The 19,247-nt window shown below is 60.4% G+C and carries 19 protein-coding genes and 3 riboswitches; of the genes, 5 read left to right on the forward strand and 14 right to left on the reverse strand.

Going from position 1 to position 19,247, the window contains the following annotated elements; all coding sequences use genetic code 11:
• The first annotated feature begins 43 nt into the window (after nt 1-43).
• Nucleotides 44-679 carry a histidine phosphatase family protein gene (locus RN02_RS33060; protein WP_152623714.1) on the forward strand — a complete coding sequence of 212 codons (636 nt, stop codon included), beginning with the start codon at nt 44-46 and terminating at the stop codon, nt 677-679.
• A gap of 142 nt (nt 680-821) precedes the next feature.
• Nucleotides 822-1,514 carry a phosphatase PAP2 family protein gene (locus tag RN02_RS02650; protein WP_152623715.1) on the forward strand — a complete coding sequence of 231 codons (693 nt, stop codon included), beginning with the start codon at nt 822-824 and terminating at the stop codon, nt 1,512-1,514.
• Between the two features lie 79 nt (nt 1,515-1,593).
• On the opposite strand, the gene zapE is transcribed toward RN02_RS02650, so the two are convergent.
• The 9 genes from zapE to crcB all read right to left on the reverse strand — a co-directional run bounded on the left by zapE (nt 1,594) and on the right by crcB (nt 9,472).
• Nucleotides 1,594-2,676: a cell division protein ZapE gene (gene zapE, locus RN02_RS02655; RefSeq protein WP_043312986.1), complete on the reverse strand. Its 1,083-nt coding sequence runs from the start codon at nt 2,674-2,676 to the stop codon at nt 1,594-1,596.
• Between the two features lie 69 nt (nt 2,677-2,745).
• Nucleotides 2,746-4,029, reverse strand: coding sequence for a phosphopyruvate hydratase (eno, locus tag RN02_RS02660; protein WP_043312987.1), 1,284 nt, complete (start codon nt 4,027-4,029; stop codon nt 2,746-2,748).
• 54 nt (nt 4,030-4,083) lie between these two features.
• The gene (gene cfa / locus RN02_RS02665; RefSeq protein WP_043313108.1) at nt 4,084-5,217 is read right to left on the reverse strand and encodes a cyclopropane fatty acyl phospholipid synthase; all 1,134 of its coding nucleotides are present in this window, start codon (nt 5,215-5,217) and stop codon (nt 4,084-4,086) included.
• Nucleotides 5,218-5,240: 23 nt separating this feature from the next.
• The gene (locus tag RN02_RS02670) at nt 5,241-5,699 is read right to left on the reverse strand and encodes a hypothetical protein (protein WP_152623716.1); all 459 of its coding nucleotides are present in this window, start codon (nt 5,697-5,699) and stop codon (nt 5,241-5,243) included.
• A 92-nt stretch (nt 5,700-5,791) separates the two neighbouring features.
• Nucleotides 5,792-5,857, reverse strand: a riboswitch (Fluoride riboswitch).
• A gap of 44 nt (nt 5,858-5,901) precedes the next feature.
• A complete protein-coding gene (gene ilvD, locus RN02_RS02675; protein ID WP_043312991.1) occupies nt 5,902-7,740 on the reverse strand; it encodes a dihydroxy-acid dehydratase in 1,839 nt (612 codons plus the stop codon).
• Nucleotides 7,741-7,756: 16 nt separating this feature from the next.
• The gene (locus RN02_RS33065) at nt 7,757-8,179 is read right to left on the reverse strand and encodes a hypothetical protein (RefSeq protein WP_152623717.1); all 423 of its coding nucleotides are present in this window, start codon (nt 8,177-8,179) and stop codon (nt 7,757-7,759) included.
• Nucleotides 8,176-8,709 (reverse strand): inorganic diphosphatase, encoded by a 534-nt coding sequence (ppa, locus tag RN02_RS02685; protein WP_043312995.1) that lies wholly within the window; start codon nt 8,707-8,709, stop codon nt 8,176-8,178. Before ppa ends, RN02_RS33065 begins: the two co-directional genes overlap by 4 nt.
• A 21-nt stretch (nt 8,710-8,730) precedes the next feature.
• On the reverse strand, nt 8,731-9,075 hold the full coding sequence (locus RN02_RS02690; protein ID WP_043312996.1) for a DUF190 domain-containing protein: 345 nt from the start codon (nt 9,073-9,075) through the stop codon (nt 8,731-8,733).
• A gap of 13 nt (nt 9,076-9,088) precedes the next feature.
• Nucleotides 9,089-9,472, reverse strand: coding sequence for a fluoride efflux transporter CrcB (gene crcB / locus RN02_RS02695; RefSeq protein WP_043312997.1), 384 nt, complete (start codon nt 9,470-9,472; stop codon nt 9,089-9,091).
• 142 nt (nt 9,473-9,614) lie between these two features.
• A riboswitch (Fluoride riboswitch) is annotated at nt 9,615-9,677 on the reverse strand.
• A gap of 192 nt (nt 9,678-9,869) precedes the next feature.
• Between crcB and RN02_RS02700 the strand changes: the two genes are divergently transcribed.
• Both RN02_RS02700 and RN02_RS02705 read left to right on the forward strand, forming a co-directional pair.
• Nucleotides 9,870-10,409, forward strand: a complete 540-nt coding sequence (locus tag RN02_RS02700) for a Chromate resistance protein ChrB (protein ID WP_043312998.1) — start codon at nt 9,870-9,872, stop codon at nt 10,407-10,409.
• 163 nt (nt 10,410-10,572) lie between these two features.
• Nucleotides 10,573-11,850, forward strand: coding sequence for an MFS transporter (locus tag RN02_RS02705; protein ID WP_082033708.1), 1,278 nt, complete (start codon nt 10,573-10,575; stop codon nt 11,848-11,850).
• A 207-nt stretch (nt 11,851-12,057) separates the two neighbouring features.
• Here the strand turns inward: RN02_RS02705 and RN02_RS02710 are convergent, their stop codons facing one another.
• From RN02_RS02710 to RN02_RS33070, 5 genes are all read right to left on the reverse strand, one after another.
• Entirely contained in the window at nt 12,058-12,855 is a 798-nt protein-coding gene (locus RN02_RS02710; protein WP_043312999.1) for a sulfite exporter TauE/SafE family protein, read from the reverse strand.
• Nucleotides 12,856-13,135: 280 nt separating this feature from the next.
• Nucleotides 13,136-14,353 carry an MFS transporter gene (locus RN02_RS02715; RefSeq protein WP_052267634.1) on the reverse strand — a complete coding sequence of 406 codons (1,218 nt, stop codon included), beginning with the start codon at nt 14,351-14,353 and terminating at the stop codon, nt 13,136-13,138.
• Nucleotides 14,325-15,827 (reverse strand): MutS-related protein, encoded by a 1,503-nt coding sequence (locus RN02_RS02720; RefSeq protein WP_043313000.1) that lies wholly within the window; start codon nt 15,825-15,827, stop codon nt 14,325-14,327. The genes RN02_RS02715 and RN02_RS02720 overlap by 29 nt, the downstream gene beginning before the upstream one ends.
• Nucleotides 15,824-17,449 carry a MutS-related protein gene (locus RN02_RS02725; protein ID WP_082033709.1) on the reverse strand — a complete coding sequence of 542 codons (1,626 nt, stop codon included), beginning with the start codon at nt 17,447-17,449 and terminating at the stop codon, nt 15,824-15,826. The genes RN02_RS02720 and RN02_RS02725 overlap by 4 nt, the downstream gene beginning before the upstream one ends.
• A gap of 50 nt (nt 17,450-17,499) precedes the next feature.
• Nucleotides 17,500-17,561: riboswitch (Fluoride riboswitch) on the reverse strand.
• Between the two features lie 23 nt (nt 17,562-17,584).
• Nucleotides 17,585-17,794: a hypothetical protein gene (locus tag RN02_RS33070; protein WP_152623718.1), complete on the reverse strand. Its 210-nt coding sequence runs from the start codon at nt 17,792-17,794 to the stop codon at nt 17,585-17,587.
• Here RN02_RS33070 and nhaA point away from each other — a divergent pair.
• Nucleotides 17,793-19,175 (forward strand): Na+/H+ antiporter NhaA, encoded by a 1,383-nt coding sequence (gene nhaA, locus RN02_RS02730; protein ID WP_177331040.1) that lies wholly within the window; start codon nt 17,793-17,795, stop codon nt 19,173-19,175. The two genes, RN02_RS33070 and nhaA, sit on opposite strands and share 2 nt — an antisense overlap.
• The last annotated feature ends 72 nt before the right edge of the window (nt 19,176-19,247 follow it).

Below are 19,247 nucleotides of genomic sequence, written 5' to 3' on the forward strand. Positions count from 1 at the left end.
TAGCGGCTCCGAGTGATTATCTCATTCAGATCGGAGTCTTGCGATGAAGTCGTTTAACCTTTCCTTAGGGCGCCCTAGGCGCTGGACGTATTTCGTCGCCCTATTGGCGGCTTTGATGCTGCTTGGTGGACTTTTTGAGTTGAAGCACTCAGGGCCTGAGAATCTATTTAATGACCCAGCTGGCCGAGCTGCCGTTCTAGACAGCTGGAAAGCTGGCAATCTTATTGTTTTAGTTCGCCATGCTGAGCGTTGTGATCACTCTCAGGTGCCATGCCTATCTACCCCAGACGGTATTACTGCCCGCGCCCAAGATGTCGCAAGTAGGCTGGGGCATGACTTTGAAAACATTGGACTCGCTGACGCTGACATAATGAGTAGTCCGTTGACTCGAGCGGAGCAGACCGCAGAGTTTATGTTTGGAAGTTCCGAGCCCCGGCAAGACTGGCTGTTCAATTGCCGTGGCTCGATGCTGAAGAAAGTCCTTGAACATAAAAGAATTCATCACAACCTGATACTGGTTACCCATAGTGAGTGCATCAAGGATCTTGCATCGAGCATGGGGACTCCGCTTCATGGGAATCCGGAATATGCCTCTTCGATGTTCTTGGCTCCCACGGAATCAAGCAAGGCAAAGATGCTTGGCTATCTCGATGCGAACCAGTGGAATATTGGAAAGTGACAATGCTTGATTTTTGATCGACGCCTTGCGAGGGTTTATATATTTTAAAATTCTGATAAGCGATTGGGGCTGCAGCGCAGGTGTCTGCCTTGTCAGTATCTGTTGATTTTACCTCTATCCATGTGCTCTTCAGGCGGCATAGGTGAACGTTACAGTGAGCAGTGATATGCAGGAAACACAAAGGAAATACATTTATGGCTCCGTACTGGTTCTTCTGCTCGTGTCAATATTGACCGTCCTCGCCGTCATGGTTTCGAAAGGGGCGACTCAAGCATTCGACTCTTCATTTATCATGGAGCTTCGCAACGGGCAGAACCCCTCATTGCCCCTAGGTCCAGCTTGGCTCAAGGAAATGGGACGTGATGTAACCTCACTTGGAAGCTATGTGTTTCTGCTGTTTGTGGTGTTTTCATCGCTCGGATACTTGATGATCTTGCGAAAGCGCGGCGAGGCAGCGCTTCTTCTGATGGCCTTTGTCGGAGGCTCACTGCTAAGCGCGTTTCTAAAGGTGTTGGTTTCTAGGCCTCGTCCGAATATCGCTACTGACGTTCAGGTGTTTACCGCAAGTTTTCCGAGCGGTCACGCAACCTTGGCAACGGTGACTTTCCTGATTCTTGGTGTCATATTCGCGGGTGCGCATGAAAACAAGGCACTCAAGGTTTACCTTGTTGCCATCATGGCGTTATTGACGCTGATGGTTGGCCTCAGTCGACTCTATCTGGGAGTTCACTACCCAACTGACGTTATCGCCGGTTGGTGTCTGGGGGGCGCCTGGGCTACAGCGTGCGGATTGTTTGCGTCGCGTCTGCGCGAGCGAGGCGCATACATAAAATGATGTCCTGGTCGGCTTTATAAAAAGTCAATCGTCCCTCGCTAGGGTAGTTCAATAGCCAGGCTCCGTTAAAAACCAGTGGTTAACCCTCTTTCAGTTGCACCTGCTTCATTTGCCGCAGTCGGCTCAGGGTTCGACCAAAGTCCAGTAACGACCCCCCCGAGGCCATTTGGTCCAGGGGGACTGAGGCGTAGAGTTGCAACTGCAATCGCCTGTCGTAGGCGATATCGATGAAGTTCAAGAAGCGTTTCCCGACGTCTTCGGGATAGTCCAACAGTGGTCCGAGCCCGCTCACGGCCATTTGCGGATAGTGCTCGATCAACCACAGGTAGTCAGCGGCCGAGTGTGGTTGCTCGAACAACTCGTCGAACTCGAACCAGGCGCGGCCGTCATCCTGGGCGCGCACGCGCAGCGGATGATGGTTGACCTCAAGCACTTGGTCGAAGCGGGACTGCGAGCCGAGACCTAAGCGCTTCTTCACTAGCGACAGGCTGTCATTCGGCGTTGGCCACAGGTAGCTGCCCCAGTTATCCAACGGCGTTAGACGCAACCGGTAGTCCTCTCCATTGTCCAGGGCCAGTACCTCGAAGCGCTTTTCGATCAGTTCGACGACTGGGCGGAGACGCTCGCCGTATAGGGGATCGTCGCACAGAGCGGAGGGCGAATAGTTGGATGTGCATACTAGGCCAACCTCAAGTTCGACCAACATTTGCAGCGTCGGCCCCAGCAGCACGGCATCGCCAATGTCATGGATATGGAACTCGTCGAAGCACAGTAGGCGGGTTTCTTCGGCGATGCACCGTGCGGCCTTCGAAAGAGGATCTGGTTGGCCGTTGAACTCCTGCATTCGCGCCTGCAATTCGTCCAGGAATGCATGGAAATGCACGCGGCGCTTGCCCACCAGTGGCGCGGCGGCAAAGAAGGCGTCCATGACAAAGCTCTTCCCGCGGCCGACGTCTCCCCACAGGTAGGCCCCAGCGGTGGGTTTGCGGAACCAGCCATGGTGCCCGTGGAGGAAATGTTCGAGCCAGTTGGCCAAATGCTCGATGGCGGCCTGTTGCTGCGGGTCAGCGCGATAACCGCGTTCCTCCAGGGCAACCCTGAAGTGGCGGTGGATGCGGGCTGCAATTCCTTCCGGAGCGGCGAATCGGTCGGCGGCACTCATATGCTTTCCCCTGCAGTCCTGGGCACGGCTAGGTTGTGTTGCTGCTTGGCCGTCCCTGGCCCGAGCCGTTCAATGCACGAAGGCCTGATGACCTGCATAGTGGGCGGTGCCACCGAGTGTCTCCTCGATGCGCAGCAGCTGGTTGTATTTCTCCACCCGCTCGCCGCGACAGGGTGCCCCCGCTTTGAGGTGCCCGGTACCGAAGGCCACGGTGAGGTCGGCGATGAAGCTGTCGACGGTTTCGCCGCTGCGGTGCGAAACCATCGCGCCCCAACCGTTGTTGTGTGCCAGGAGCACGGTGGTGTGGGTTTCGCTTAGCGTGCCGACTTGATTGGGTTTGATCAGCACGGCGTTGGCGCTGTGCTCCTGAATGCCGCGCCGAATGCGCTCGGCGCTGGTGACGAAGAGATCGTCGCCAACCAGCTCGATGCGCTCTCCCAGGGCATGTGTCAGGCGCTTCCAGCCATCCCAGTCGTCCTCGGCCAGACCATCCTCGATCACCACCAGCGGGTAGCGCTGCACCCAGTCGCCGTACATTCCGATCATCTCGTCGGCATCCAGCAGACGGCCTTCGGAGTGCAGGCGGTAGAAACCGTTCTCGTAGAGCGCGCTAGGAGCCGGGTCGATTGCCAGTTGCACGTCTTCGCCGGGTCGGTAGCCCGCCGCCTCGATGGCCTTCATCAGCAGGTCGAGCGCCTCGCTGTTGTTGTTAAGTGGTGGTGCGAAGCCCCCTTCGTCGCCAACGGCCGTCGAGAAGCCCTTGGCTTCCAGGGTGATGCGCAGTTGCCGGTAGATTTCCGCCCCCCAGCGCAGGGCTTCGCGGAAGCTACCGGCGCCGGATGGGACGATCATGAACTCTTGGAAGTCCGTGCCTTGCCAATGGGCATGGATACCCCCGTTAAGCACGTTGAACATGGGCACCGGCATGCGCCTGGCATCGTCGCCGCCGAGGTAGCGGAACAGCGGCTTGCCTGAGGCATTGGCGGCCGCGCGCGCCACGGCCAGGCTGACGCCGAGGATGGCATTACTCCCCAGTCGGGACTTGCTCTGCGTGCCGTCGCGTTGCAGCATCGCCAGGTCCACTCCAGTCTGGTCGAAGGCGTCATGGCCGCGCAGCAGCGGCGCAAGTTCACTGCGCACGTTGTGGACGGCGCGTAGCACGCCCTTGCCGGCATAGCGCGCGGGGTCGCAATCGCGTAGCTCGACCGCCTCGTGCTTGCCGGTGGAGGCGCCCGAGGGCACCGAGGCGCGGCCCCGGCTGCCGTCGTCGAGCGTCACGTCCACCTCGAGGGTGGGATTGCCGCGGGAGTCGAGGATTTCTCGGGCTTCTATCTGTTGGATCAGAGTGGCCATGGCCGTCTCCTGGATACTCAGGAATATGCCCACGCAAGACACCGTGGGAATCACTTACAACTGGGGACGCCGATAACCACCGGCCACGCCGCGCTTGGACAGCACCCACTGCCAAAGCTGTATATCGCGTGCGCGGAAAGCACCGGCACAAGACAGCAGGTAGTAGCGCCACATGCGCCGGAAACGCTCGCCGAGCCTCGAGAAGCTCGGCCAGGCAGCTTCGAAGTTGGCGTACCAGGCCATCAGGGTGCGGTCGTAGTACGCGCCGAAGTTGTGAAGGTCCTCGACGACGAAGAGGCGGTCTGCGGCATCACCAATCTGACCGATGGAAGGCAAGTCACCATTGGGGAAGATGTAGCGGTCGGTCCAAGGGTCAGGGCGGCCGCGGCGCTCGTTCTTGCCAATGGTGTGCAGCAGGAGCAGGCCGTCATCGGCCAGGCAACGGTGGGCCACCTGCATGAACGTCCGGTGGTTCTTGTGCCCGACGTGCTCGAACATACCGACGCTAGCGATGCAGTCGAACTTCTCAGTCAGGCTCCGATAGTCCTGCAGACGAAACTCCAGCGGCAGCCCACGATAGCGGTCGCTTGCCCAATTCGCCTGCTCCTGGGACACGGTCACTCCCACGCATTCAACGCCATAGTGCTGTGCCGCATAGGACATCAGGCTGCCCCAGCCGCAGCCGATGTCCAGCAGGCGCATTCCGGGCCTAAGCTGGAGCTTGCGGCAGATCAGTTCGAGCTTGGCTTCCTGTGCCTGCTCCAGGGTTGTTGCGTTTTCCCAATAGCCGCAGCTGTAGGTCATGCGGGTGTCGAGCATGGCCCGATACAGCTCGTTGCCCAGGTCATAGTGCTGCTTGCCGACCTGCCAGGCGCGCCGGCTGCTCTGCAGGTTGAGCAGGCGGTAGCGCAGTGCGTGAACGAGCAAGCGTAGCGGCTGGACTTCACGGTCCAGGCGGGCGCGAAGTAGACGGTGGAAAAACTCGTCGAGGTGTTGCGCCTCCCAGTCGCCATCCATGTAGCTTTCGCCCAACCCAAGACTTCCTTGGCCCAGCACTCGCTCGAATACCTGTGGTCGCAGCACCTGCATGTCCCAGGGACGCTGGCCATTGATCTCGATATCCGCCTTCTGCAGCAGCTCGGCTGCAATTCTCTGGAGGTCCGGGTCTTTGCCCGGCTGCGAGTCCATCGAGTGATTTCCCAAGGCTTCGCTCATACAGGGCTCCTTGCATCTTCGATGGGCATGGATGCGAGGCTGTGCCAGGCCCGATTCGGTTCCTTGGCGAGCGAAGTTCGTCGCGCGCAGAGCATCTCGAGATAGAAGCCAACCCGGTAAATCGAAGCGTCTATGGCAAGGCTCGCGTAGCGCAGGCAGCAGTATGTGTCCCAGGCTTCCCGTGGTTCCGAGAAGACCAGGTACTGCGCAGCATTTTCGATCAACAGCGCCGAGCGCTTGAGGCCCTGCGTGTAGAGAACGTGGGCAAGGTGCTCCTGCTGTTCTCGGGCAATGCCAGGCGCAGTCGGATAGGTGATCTTCAGTAGGATTTGATGCGGTGGAAGCAGCCGGAGAAAGTCTTCCAGATCCTCGGATACAAGGCTGGTTACCGATGAAGACCAAACGGTGCTGCTGTGTGGTGATGTGCCCACATTGACCTCCAGGAGCGAAGCCAACCGACGCCTTGGGGCGGATCGGGGCTGGCCTTGTTTCTGCCTGAACGAAGTGGGCCGCGGACATAAAAATGCCTACCGCACCCGCCTTCGCAAGTTTGGTAGGCATCATTAGCTGACGACGTCAGCGGTTAATGGAGAATGCCATCTCCTTTGAAAACTCTATCACCGGTGCGGTGGCTTGCAAGCCGCACCGGTGAGATGGTCAATCCTCCAGCAGCGCCTTGTTGCGCACGGCGCCCTTGTCGGCACTGGTGGCCAGCAGGGCGTAGGCCTTCAGGGCGGTGCTGACCTTGCGTGCGCGCGGGGCGGCCGGCTTCCAGCCTTTCTTGTCCTGCTCGACGCGGCGGGCGGCCAGTTCTTCATCGCTCACCAGCAGGTTGATGCTGCGGTTGGGGATGTCGATCAGCACCTTGTCGCCGTCCTGCACCAGGCCGATGGCGCCGCCCGCGGCGGCTTCCGGCGAGGCGTGGCCGATCGACAGGCCCGAAGTGCCGCCGGAGAAGCGGCCGTCGGTGAGCAGGGCGCACGCCTTGCCCAGTCCCTTGGACTTCAGGTAGCTGGTCGGGTACAGCATTTCCTGCATGCCCGGGCCGCCTTTCGGGCCTTCGTAGCGGATGATCACGATGTCGCCGGCCTTCACTTCGTCGGCGAGGATGCCTTTCACGGCACCGTCCTGGCTCTCGAAGATCTTCGCGGTGCCTTCGAACACTTGGATCGACTCGTCGACGCCGGCGGTCTTCACCACGCAGCCGTCGAGGGCGATGTTGCCGTACAGCACGGCCAGGCCGCCTTCCTGCGAGTACGCGTGCTCGACGCTGCGGATGCAGCCTTCGGCGCGGTCGTCGTCCAGGGTGTCCCAGCGGGTGCTCTGGCTGAACGCGACCTGGGTCGGGATGCCCGCGGGGCCGGCCTTGAAGAAGGTGTGGACCTTCTCGTCCTGGGTCTGGGTGATGTCCCACTGGGCGATGGCGTCGGCCATGCTCGGGCTGTGCACGGTGCTCACGTCGGTGTGCAGCAGGCCGCCACGGGCCAGCTCGCCGAGGATGGAGAAGATGCCGCCGGCGCGGTGCACGTCTTCCATGTGGTACTTCTGGATGTTCGGCGCCACCTTGCACAGCTGCGGCACCTTGCGCGACAGGCGATCGATGTCGCGCAGGTCGAAGGCGATCTCCGCCTCCTGGGCGGCGGCCAGCAGGTGCAGGATGGTGTTGGTCGAGCCGCCCATGGCGATGTCGAGGGTCATGGCGTTCTCGAACGCCTTGAAGCTGGCGACGTTGCGCGGCAGCACCGACTCGTCGCCTTCGCCGTAGTAGCGCTGGCACAGCTCGACGGCCAGGCGGCCGGCGCGCAGGAACAGCTGCTCGCGGTCGGCGTGGGTGGCCAGGGTCGAGCCGTTGCCCGGCAGGGACAGGCCCAGGGCTTCGGTCAGGCAGTTCATCGAGTTGGCGGTGAACATGCCGGAGCAGGAACCGCAGGTCGGGCAGGCGCTGCGCTCGTACTCGGCGACTTTCTCGTCGGAGCAGGAGTCGTCGGCGGCGACGACCATGGCGTCGACCAGGTCCAGGCCGTGGCTGGCCAGCTTGGTCTTGCCGGCTTCCATCGGGCCGCCGGAGACGAACACCACCGGGATGTTCAGGCGCAGGGCGGCCATCAGCATGCCGGGGGTGATCTTGTCGCAGTTGGAGATGCAGACGATGGCGTCGGCGCAGTGGGCGTTGACCATGTACTCCACGGAGTCGGCGATGATCTCGCGCGACGGCAGCGAATACAGCATGCCGTCATGGCCCATGGCGATGCCGTCGTCCACGGCGATGGTGTTGAATTCCTTCGCCACGCCGCCGTGTTTTTCGATCTCGCGGGCGACCAGCTGGCCCAGGTCCTTCAGGTGCACGTGGCCGGGCACGAACTGGGTGAAGGAGTTGGCGATGGCGATGATCGGCTTCTTGAAGTCTTCGTCCTTCATCCCGGTGGCGCGCCAGAGGGCGCGGGCGCCGGCCATGTTGCGGCCGTGGGTGGAGGTTTTCGAGCGGTAATCGGGCATGACGGGTTCCTGCAGGCTATGCGGTTTTCTTGTGTTGAGGCACCGGCTCGCCGAAAACCAGGCGTACCAGTGCCACAGAGGCGAAAGCGATGAGTATGGGAAGAGCAACGCAGATGAACAGTTCGGGGAGTTCTCGGAGAGCCACGGTGTGCTGGCCATGTCGAATGAGCTCAAGAATTTCTGCGAACTTGGCGGAGCTCAGTACAACCCCGCTGGAGTAGCAAAGCGCGCTGCCTAGCTGACGGGAGTTGTCGGGGCAGATACGTGGCAAGAGCCAGGCAAACCCCATGCTCAGGGGAACCAGTCCAAACAACCCGGCAATCGAGTGGGCAAACAACCGGCCAGCGACGACACCTAGAGACAAACTACCGGCAAGTAGAAGCCAGGGGCCTTTTTCTACAGCGTCTAGCAGGGCCACCCCATTGGTGCTTTTACTCAATGCGTCGCTCCGTAGGCCAATACCGATTTCTGTATCTCCTCGCGCGCTTCGTTTGCACTGCCCCAACGCTCCATGCGCACCCATTTCCCCGGCTCGAGGGTCTTGTAGTTCTCGAAGAAGTGCTGGATCTGCTTCAACACCAAATCGCTCAGGTCGGAGCACTCGTGGATGCCCTGGTAGAGCGTACTCAGCTTGTCATGCGGCACCGCAACGATCTTGGCGTCCGGCCCTGCTTCGTCACTCATGTACATCACGCCTACCGGTCGGCAGCGCAACACCGTGCCGGGGGCCACCGGGCAGGGTGTGATGACCAGAATGTCCAGGGGATCGCCGTCCTCGCTCAATGTGCTGGGAATGAAGCCGTAGTTGGCTGGATAGAACATCGGCGTACTGAGGAATCGGTCGACGAACAGCTGACCGCTGGCCTTGTCCAGTTCGTACTTGATCGGTGCATGGTTGGCCGGAATTTCGATGACGGCGTAGACGTCATCCGGAGCCGCCTTACCGGCGGGTAGGTCGGTGAAGCTCATGCTGCAGGTCTCCAATGACTGTCAGGCGGAAGGGGTTTCCCGGTCGGCCTTGCGCTTGCCCACGGTGCCCATCTCCACCGGGGTCTTCACGTAGAACAGGGCCAGGTCTTCGCGTTCGAGTCGCTCGAACAACCGTTCGCACTCCTCCTCCGAAACGGCCAGGCAGATCTCCACCGGCTGGTCGGCCAGTTCGAAGAAGTGGTAGGAGTGCAATCGCCCGGCGTGGCCGAAACCTTCGGAGCCGAGCACCAGGGTCGCGCCCTTGAGCTTCATGCTCTTGGCCAGGTCGACCATCCAGTCGGTGATCAGCTTGCCGCCGTGGCGGCGGCTTTGTTGGGTGAAGAACGTCACCAGATACCCTTGCATCGGTTTGCCTCCCTCAGCGTGCGCTGAGTAATGAGTAGGTCAGGAGCCCAGCCGCGGTGGCCAGGAGAGAGCCGGTGACATGCACGGCTATGGCGCCCATGGCCCAGCCGACGCGGCCGGTCTGGAGCAGTGCCATGGTTTCCGCAGAGAACGTCGAGAAGGTGGTCAGGCCGCCGCAGAATCCGGTGACGATGAGCAAGCGCCACTGCGGATCGAGCGTTGGATTGGCGGCGAAGAAGGCTACGGCCAGGCCGATGACGTAACCGCCGATGATGTTGGCCGCCCAGGTACCTGGGGGAATGGTCGGGAACAAAGCGTTGAGCTGCAGGCCGAGGAACCAGCGCAGCAAGGCACCCAATCCGGCACCGCAGGCGATCGCTATTACGGATTTCAGCATGCCCGATAGCCTTCCACGGAGGATGATTTCCAGAGGGAAAGAGGCTCGGTTGCAGGTTGATGAGGGGCGAGGTGAGAAGCTGGAGTCACGGTCCGGTCCTTTTGTAAAAGGACAGGACGCACGCCTACGCACCCTGTCCAGGGTTCACGTAGGCATCATCAGCACGAAGGCGGTTATGAGGAGGAATGCCATCTCCTGCGTGAAAGCTAGCATTTTTTGCCGCGCTCGGGAAACCCCTGCCTAACCAACAGCCGATGCTCAGCACCATTTGCGCGGCAGATTGTGTTGATTCTGATTCGAGCTTTTTTACACAGGATTAGCAGCTTCTCCATTGGTTGCAATGGATCAATTATCCACTCAATAATGTTACGGTCGTAACTTTTTTAGTGAACGGTAGATGAGTCAGAACTGGTTGCTCCTCACTTACAAGGTTCCCTCTGAGCCAGCCAAGAAGCGGATAGCGCTTTGGCGAAAACTCAAGGGCATGGGAGCTGTATACCTGCAGAACGGTGTCTGTTTGCTTCCCAAAAGTGACGACCATGTTCGCCAACTGAAGATGCTCGAACACGAGATCGATTCGATGGCCGGTGATTCGGTGATCCTCGAGACAGTCGCGCTGGATCGTCTGCAAGAAGAGAAGGTGGTGTCTCGCTTTCGAGCGGATCGTGATGAGGAGTACCGGGAGCTCATCGACAAGTGCAATGACTTCGAGGCGGAGATCGCGAAGGAAACTGCAGATTGCCACTTCACGTACGCGGAACTGGAGGAGAACGATGTCGACCTGAAGAAGCTGCAGAACTGGCTAGCAAAGATTCGCAAGCTGGATTTCTACGGCGCTCAGCTCTTAGTGGAGGCGGAGCAGCGTCTGCAGGAGTGTGAAGCGTTACTGGATACCTACGCCCAGCGCGTATTTGAGGCGCAGGACGAGAACCGATAGCCGAATGAGTGTCCGATTCGGTGCAGCCAACGGGTACTCAAGTCTCATTCAGCACTCGCGCTGCCGCAACCGTCGACGCTCTTGTCGCTACACAGATTGACTACGTTTGAGTCTTTTGGCGCTGCGCCATTGGCGTCGAGCTCCCAACCTTCGAGGTAGCAACATGAATGAAGTCCAAGAGCGAACTCCTGGGGAAGGCAGTGCGCTTGTTCGTGGAAAAAATAGATCTGCCTGGCTCAACAGAACCGTTGGAGGAGCTGGTGTAACCAGTGCCTTGGGGGACTTCTGCTACGAGACCACTACCGTGATGCTTCCCGGGTTCTTGGCTGTCCTGGGGGTACCCGCAGCCGCCCTGGGAACGATCGAGGGGATTGCCGACGCCCTGGCCAGCTATACGAAAATGTTCTCTGGCTATATTGCCGACAAGCTAGGGCATCGTAAGTTGCTCGTCCTGATCGGCTATGGCCTGACGCCAATCGGTCAAGTGCTACTCGCCTTGGCGGTGGGGTGGCCGATGATTCTAATGGGGCGTTTAGTCTCCTGGTTCGGCAAGGGGCTGCGCGGCCCGTTACGCGATGCCATCGTAATCCAGGCGGTGACTGCCGATACTCGTGGTCGTGCCTTCGGCTTCCATCGCACGATGGACACCCTGGGCGCTGTAGTCGGTCCACTGCTTGGCGTTGCACTACTGGGGTGGGCCCAGCAGCTGCATTGGGATGACTCAGCCGGACCCTTCCGGCTGGTGCTTTGGTTGAGCACTATCCCCGGCTTCCTCGCTGTGGTGGCATTTCTAGCCATGGTCAAGGATCCGGAGCACTCGACGAATCCAGAGCTGAAATTACTCCAGACCCTGAAAGGCTTACCCGTACGCTTCAAGCGTTATCTCGGGGCTGTTGGGGTGTTCGGAGTGGGCGACTTCAGCCACAGCCTCCTCATCCTCGCCGCCACCCAGTTGCTAAGTGGAACGCTGGGGGTGGTCCAGGCGGCGCAGGTCGCCGGCTTGTTGTATGTCTGGCGCAACGTGGTTCAAGTTCTGGCCTCCTTTCCCATTGGCGTATTGGCAGATCGACTGGGTTCGCTGCCTGTCCTTGTCGTTGGCTACGCGCTGGGTGGCATGACAGCGCTTTTGGCGGCGCTGGCTTTCTGGCTGCGGCTAGAGAGCGTGCCACTGCTGGCACTGCTGTTTGCAGTCGCGGGCTTGTACGTATCGGTACAGGAGGCGCTGGAGTCAACCGTTACCGCTGAAATGGTAGAGTCGGAAACACTAGCCCTGAGCTATGGAGCCCTGGGCACAGTGAATGGCACTGCCAAGTTTGTTTCAAGCGCGACGGTCGGACTGATTTGGAGCGCTATCTCGCCTGTGCTTGCGTTCATATGCGCTGCCGTTCTCATGGTCTGCGGCACAATCGCGCTTTCCCGAATTTCCGCTCAGAGGGACTAGTGGCACTGGTATCCCTATCAGCACTGCTCACCGAGCAAGATTCGTGCGCCTACTTGAAGGGCATCGTCATGCCGCTGCCGACACGGCGGGCAAGTGAGCTTTTAGATCCGCTACCGCTTCGTTGGAGCAAAACCCTGACCGAGGGTGATCATGGTTCTGATCCCACGAGCGATTGCAATCGGGCAATGTTGCGGGACAGCGCCAAGATCAGCTATGACGCCAGACCTTTACCGAAGAGATCAGCAGGATCGCTGCCAGCAAAGGCAGGAGGTAGCCCGTTGGAATCAAGCCCAGCAGTTGACCGCCGATGAATGTACCTAGAATCGAGCCTACTGCCATGATCAAGATAAATGGCAACTGAGCCCGAATGATCGAGAAGCTCTGGTCGCGGCTGTAGCGGGTGAAGCCTACGATCATGGTCGGCAAGCTCACCGCCAGTGAAAGGCTGCCAGCCAGCTTAATGTCGGCACCAAAGAGCAGGACGATTGTGGGGATCAACAGCTCGCCTCCGGCGACTCCCATGAGAGCCGCAACCACGCCTATGCCGAAGCCGACGATGATTCCCACAATGGCTAAGATCACGCCCTGAAGTAGCGGAGTGCCGGTCGTGCTTGCTTCATGGCCGAATAAAAGCGCAGCGGCGATGCCTACCAACAGCACCGCCAGAACACGATAGAGCGTCTGACTTCTGAGCTTGGTAGCCCACCCTGCTCCGAACCAGGCGCCTGCCAGGCTTCCGGCAAGTAGAGTGGCGATAATATCCCACCGTTCGAAAACAGCCGCGTAGGGAACGCTGAATGCTCGGAACGGCAGCGCAGTAGCTACCACTACCAAGCTCATTGCCTTGTTGAGAATGACCGATTCCAGTGCACCAAAGCCGAAGAGGCCGATTAGCAGCGGAAGTCTGAACTCCGCACCACCAAGCCCTATCAATCCCCCCAAAGCACCGATGACGGTACCGCTACCAAATACTGTTAGCTTGTTCTTTGCTCTGTTGGTGGCCATCAGTCGCCTTTCAGTAGGTCGCGCCTTGGCGAGGTATGGCCGCGCCTTGGCTAGTTAGGACTCGTCGACGTTGGACGATGTAGACGCCCTAGTGCTGATTTTTGAGGCAGGCAACGTATAGGCCAGGCAAGCAATTGTCCATGTGCGGCGTCGCTTGGCCGGGCATGGGGCGGCAATCGTGAACATGCGGCAGGGCGTCAGAAAACAGGCAGGCGACACGAAGAGTTTGTAGCCAGATGGGATCGCGGGTTACTCAGATTCAACGTCATGCGAAATAAGATTATGAGACGTCGTCTTCTACCGCTGCACGACTCTCAGTGTTCAGGCCAACTCGGACAAGGATCGGTACGGCAATGACCTGACAGGCCACACAAAAGACCACACAGGTCGGTACGGATAGATCATAGAGGAAGCCAATCACGCTGCTTCCGGCGAACCAAGCGATGCCGTAGCCAGCGGTGAACAGGCCAAACGCCGAGGCGCGACGCGCGGCAGGCACCATGGGTGCAACAGCGGCCGGAATAATGGACTCGTGGACACCCATGCCCAGCCCCCAGATAGCCGCGCCGAGCAACGCGAGCCAGAACCCGCCAAGCAGGGTCAGCGGTGCGAACAAGCTGCTGAGCAGGGTGAGGCCAACCAGCAACTTGAAGCCGTAGCGATCGAACAATCGCCCGAACAGCAGCGAGCCACAGCCGCTCACCGCCATCGCCACCGCATAGAAGACGGCAATCCATTGCGTGGGCACACTGTCGGTATGGCTGAAGTGGTAGGCCAACAGCGGATAATCGGCGAAGCCGGCCGCCACCAGTGCGGCAGCGCTCAGGTACAGCCAGAACACACCTGGTAGGTGGTTGTGCAAAGGCTGAGATGGTTGAGCCTCCAGATCCTGTGGCCGTGGGTACAGCCAGCGCGTCAGTAGAACCAGGCTGATATTGATGGCCGCGGGCACCAGCAGGAGGGCGAAGGCACTGCGATAGTCCCCCTCGCGCGCGAGCACTGCCGCGACCAGCAAGGGACCCAACAGAGCGCCGAATTGATCGAGCGCTTCGTGGAGGCCGAAGGCCCAACCGTAGCCACCGACATGTCGGGCCGCATGCGACAACATGACGTCGCGCGGCGGGTTACGGATCGCTTTGCCTACCCGCTCGAGAATGATCAGTGCAGCTGCGCTAGGCCAGCTGTGCGTCAGGGCGAGAGCCGGCACTGCACTCATCTGCAGCACATAGCCGAAGATGGTGATGGGCCAGAACTGGCCGGTACTATCGGCAAGCCGCCCCGAGACCAGGCGTATGCTGTAACCCAGCAGTTCGCCAAACCCGGTCACCACGCCGACTACAGTTGCCGTGGCCCCCAGGGTTGCCAGGTACGGGCCGATACTGCTGCGAGCGCCCTCGTAGGTGAAGTCGGCGAAAAGGCTCAGCACCCCTATCAGCAGGATGAAGCGCAGGGCAACGCGCTGTGCAGGGTCAGGCGGATTCGGCGAAGACTTGCGCATAAAGATCGGTCCCGAATGCTGTTGCCTGTGGTGCGCCTTCGACGACCCGGAAGGTGCGCCCGCCGTCGTCACGACGCTCCGCGCGCAGGAACAGCGTGCCCTCCGGCGGTGTCTGGTACAGGCTCTCGGCAAAGTCGTAAAGGTGCGTGACGAAGAACATCTTCACCCCGGCCTCGGCCAGTGCGCGGACCACCTGGCGGGCGATTTCCGAGCCCTCGCGTTCGTTGGTGGCGGCAAAGGACTCGTTGAATAACAGCATCGAGCGTGGGCTGAGGTGATCGATGATTTCGCTGATGCGATACAGCTCCTCGTCCAGTTTCCCGCGTTTCATGCTCGCGTCCTCTTCACGCTTGTAGTGGGTGAAGAGCCCATCGCAGAGGTTGGCGCACATGCGCTTGGCAGGTGCGTACATGCCGCACTGCAGCATCATCTGGGCGATGCCGATGCTGCGCAGAAAAGTTGACTTACCTCCCTGGTTGGCGCCGGTGATGACGAACAGATGGCGGCCATCACCGGCAAGATCGTTGCCGACCACCGAACGCTGCATGTTCAGGGCGAGACAGACGTCGTACAGTCCTTCGAACGCCTCGCGGTACTCCCCAGCTGCCGCAACCTCGGCGAAGCAGATGTCAGCCCGCAGCTCGCACAGGCGTTCGCGCAGGTTGAGGCAGCCGATGTAGAACGCCAATTCGGTGCGTAGCATCGCGAAAAAGTGGGTGATGTGCTCGGCGGCCTGGGCCAGGGCATTGGCGACTTCGTTGCAGCCCCGGTCCGCCAGTTCGGCCAGCGCGGTGGCGCCCGTCTCGTCGCGTTCGGGGAGTTCGAAGACGTAGCTCTCCGGCTTCTTCTGCAGGAGCCGTTTGTACCAGGGCCCCTCGGGCTTCGGATAGCGCCGCAGGCAGTAGTCGACGCCGCGATTGAGCGTACCCAGGCGGGCGCTAATCAGGGCGCCCTTGCGTAGCTTGAGCTGCTCGACGTGATCGTTGAGCTCGGCGAAGTACTGGTCGCTGATCTCTTCGCGCACCAGTTGGAACAGCTTGGCGAAGCCCTCCGAAGCAAACTTCCGGCCCTCGCCGTCGGCCATGCGGCGCAGGCGCCGAAGCATGTCGATCTGCAGGTGCATCAGCTTCAGCGAGCGATGCATGATGCTGCTGGGGTACTTGGTCATGAAGCTCAAGTAGACCTGCTTGTCGAGGTCAAGCACGTCCAGGGTGATCTGATAGAGCTCGCGCACTGCCGACTGATGGGCCAGGCAGTCGCGCAGAATCGCCTGACGATGCCGGACGATTTCCGGCGTCGTATCGAAGGCCGTCAACAGTGCGCAGCGGGCGACCTGGCGGAGGAACTTGTCGTCGTCAGCCATGGCGTCGAACAGGGTGTCCAATTCGAGGTCCTGAACCAGCGCTTCGGCGTGCTGCGGTGGCTCCCGCTCCAGGTCGAAATCCGCCTGCGGGAACATCAGGTAGGCTTTCATGGGCGCATGCGCTCCTTCACGCTGTCGTAGGTCAGGCGGTGTTTACGGGCGATGGAGATCGCGTAGGAGAGCCGGTCGGCCGGCTTGCGCACCACCTGGAAGGTCCGCCGGGAAGGATCCTCGGGGTCGACGCAGCTCATCATGCTGACGATGCTCGCACCCATCTGCGTGAGCTCGTGGATGAAGGTGACGCACACGCAGAGCGCATCCAGGTCGATGATTCGCTGCAGGATCTTCTGGCCGAGGAATGCGGCGTCGCTGGCCGTAGTTGAGGAGAAAATCTCGTTGATCAGGATCAGACTGCGGCCACTGGCGTGATTGAGGATGTCACGTGCGCGAATCAGGTCGTCCTGCAGCTTGCCGCGCAGGTCGCCCGGGCGCTCCTGCTTCTCGAACAGGGTGAATAGCCGGTCGAAGAGAAACAGCTCGGCACGGCTTCCCGGTACCAGGCAACCGATGCAGGCCAGGTGGTGCAACTGGCCGAACAGCCGGGCGAAGGTGGTCTTGCCGCCCTGGTTGGGGCCGGAGACGACCAGGATGCGCTCGCGTCCGGAGAGTTCGAAGTCATTGCATACGACACTCAGCGTGTTGGTCGTCCTCACCAGTTGGCTGGCCAGGGCGAGATCGAACGTGTCATGAGCGAACACGGCCTTACTGTCGGCCCACACAGTCGGGAAGCAGAAGTCGACACCAGCGTCCAGCAGCGGCTCGATATAGGCGAGGTAGGCCAGGTAGAACTGCACTTCACGGTCGAAGTCACGGATGATCGGGTCGAGGAAGTCGGTGTGCCGGGCGCAGAAGTCGCTCTGCTCGGCAAAGGTCTCCGGATAGAGCTTGGCCACCATGTCGAGCACGGCGGCCTCGACGTGATTCATGCCTGGCCACTCGTTGAACTTCGCCCGGTAGTCGCGCACCTCGCCCTGGCGAAACTTGGCGAAGGTCCTGTCGATGGCGATGCTGATGTCGTCGGTGGGGACGTACTTCTGCACCTTGACCCGGTTGTCAGTGATCAGCATCGAGTAGGTCGCGGCACCGAGGGCATCGAGCAGATGGTGGACATCCCGCTGCAGCACCACGAAGGGCTCCGACGTCAGGTAGTCGCTCAGGTAGCTGCGAAAGGCCAGGAATCCTTGCGATGCGACTGGGCGAACGGCCAGCGATGCCGAGAGCTGGGCGAGGACGTCGCAGTAGAGGCGCGTGGCCTCGAGGAAGCTGCGCTCTTTCTGCCGTTGGTAATAGAGCTTCTCCTCAGGCTGCAGGCATTTGCGCACGCGGTGCATACCCGCGGCGAAGGCCTCGACAGCGGCGCGCAGTTCCGGGACCTGCAGGTCGGCCATGACTTCCTGGCGATAGCGGATGGTGTCGAGATCGTCCAGGTGGCTGTAGAAGAACGGCTTGAGGTCGTAGAACACCCGGTCGGCGGTAATAGCGTCGACGATCTGGTCAAGGTTGAGATCCTTGAAGCAGGGCGGTGGGCTCGACGGCAGCGATATGGGGCGCTGGTCGGGATAGAGGATGCTGCGGAACCTGCCGAGGGCAGTGACAGGTGAGTTCACCGCCATGCAGGGGACAGTGCCGACGTCGGCGGCAGCGCTCGCGAGAGGCTGTATGACTGATGACATGATCCGATCCTCAACGGAAGGCGAAGGATCCGGGGCGGAACCTCCGTCTGGGTCATGTAGGCATCATCAGCACAAGGCGGTTATAGGGAGGAATGCCATCTCCTTTAACTACCTTTGTTTGCCACCGCCTCTTTGTCAATAGGCGTCTGCCAAAGTCAGGCCGGTGAACGCCTCGAATTCGTTGAGGCGGCCTTCTCGCGGACCGGAGATGGCGCGCGAATTGGGATCGACGCGGCCGTAATCGTCTGTGTAAAGTAACCGCAGGGTGTCGTTTGCGCAGCGCAAACAGACAGGTTTCATGTGTTGGTCGGGCCGCCACACAAGCTGCTGAGTATTAGCGACCATGAACCAAGCCCCTTCTTCCAAGGCGCTGCCGGCTGCGCAGCGTATCGCCGATAAGGCCTTTTCCGCCCTCGAAAGATTCCTCCACATCGAAGCCGTCAGCGGCATCGTCCTACTGATTGCCGCGGCCGCGGCACTAATCTGGGCCAACTCCCCCTATGCCAGCAGCTATACGCAGCTCTGGCATTTGCCGCTGACGTTTGGAGTCGGCGATCTCGTCATCTCGAACTCGCTGCACTTCTGGATCAACGACGTCTTGATGACCGTGTTTTTCTTGGTGGTGGGCATGGAAATTCGCCGGGAGATTCATGAGGGCGCACTGTCCAACCTCAAGCTGGCTACCTTGCCGATGGTTGCCGCGTTTGGTGGTGTCCTGGTGCCGGCGTTGTTGTATCTCGCGTTCAACAATACCGAGGGACTGCGCCAGGGATGGGCGGTACCGACCGCCACTGACATTGCCTTCGCCGTCGGCGTCCTGGCCTTACTGGGTCGCTCGGTGCCGAACTCGGTGAGGGTGTTCCTGCTGGCCTTGGCGATCATCGATGACATAGTCGCAGTCCTGATCATCGCGCTGTTCTATTCCGGCGGCCTGGACCCGATGGGCTTTCTGCTCGCAGGTGTAGGGATCCTGCTGGTGCTCGGCCTGCAATGGATCGGCGTAGGTTCGGCCTTTGCTTACCTGCTCCCAGGAGCGTTGCTCTGGTTAGGCCTTCTGAAGACCGGTGCGCATCCGACCCTGGCAGGTGTGGTACTCGGCCTGATGACGCCGGTTCACCCGATGAAAAGGTTGGGGGCTCCGTTGCAGCTCGCAACGCAGGCCATCAATGAGTTTGCTGCGCGAGAACAGGCTACCAATGGCCGAGGGGCGGAGCTGCTGGAGCCCGTCAAGCAACTCCGGCAGGCCCAACGCGAACTGCTTCCGCCGGTGCTTCGGGTTCAGATGGCGTTGCACACCTGGGTGGCCTATCTAGTGATGCCGCTGTTTGCTTTGGCTAATGCAGGCGTAAGCCTCGATGGCGTCAGCCTGAGCGGTGGTGTTTCTTTGGCGGTGACGTCTGGGGTCGCTGCTGCCCTAATCCTGGGAAAACCTGTAGGCGTGCTTTGCAGCAGTTGGCTGATGGTACGGTTGGGCTGGTGCCGATTGCCGCTAGGCATTTCTTGGTCCTGGATGGCACTGATTGGCTGCTTGGCCGGCATTGGCTTCACCATGTCGATCTTCATCGCCAACCTCGCCTTCGCGCAGGGGGAACTACTGAGCGCGGCCAAGTTGGGGGTGTTGCTCGCATCGGTAGTCGCTGGCGTGGCCGGTTTGCTATACGGCCGCGTACTGGTTACCCGCACGCTTAAGGCCGATGCGCGTGCAAGCTCTCCGGCCGACTATTGAGGCGCAAACTATTCTCGTAGCCGGATATCTGCAATGGGGTTAATGGCCAAGCAAGCGCTTCCGCCCCAGGGC

It is taken from the genome of Pseudomonas sp. PI1 (genome assembly GCF_000812405.1).
Lineage (GTDB): Bacteria > Pseudomonadota > Gammaproteobacteria > Pseudomonadales > Pseudomonadaceae > Pseudomonas > Pseudomonas citronellolis.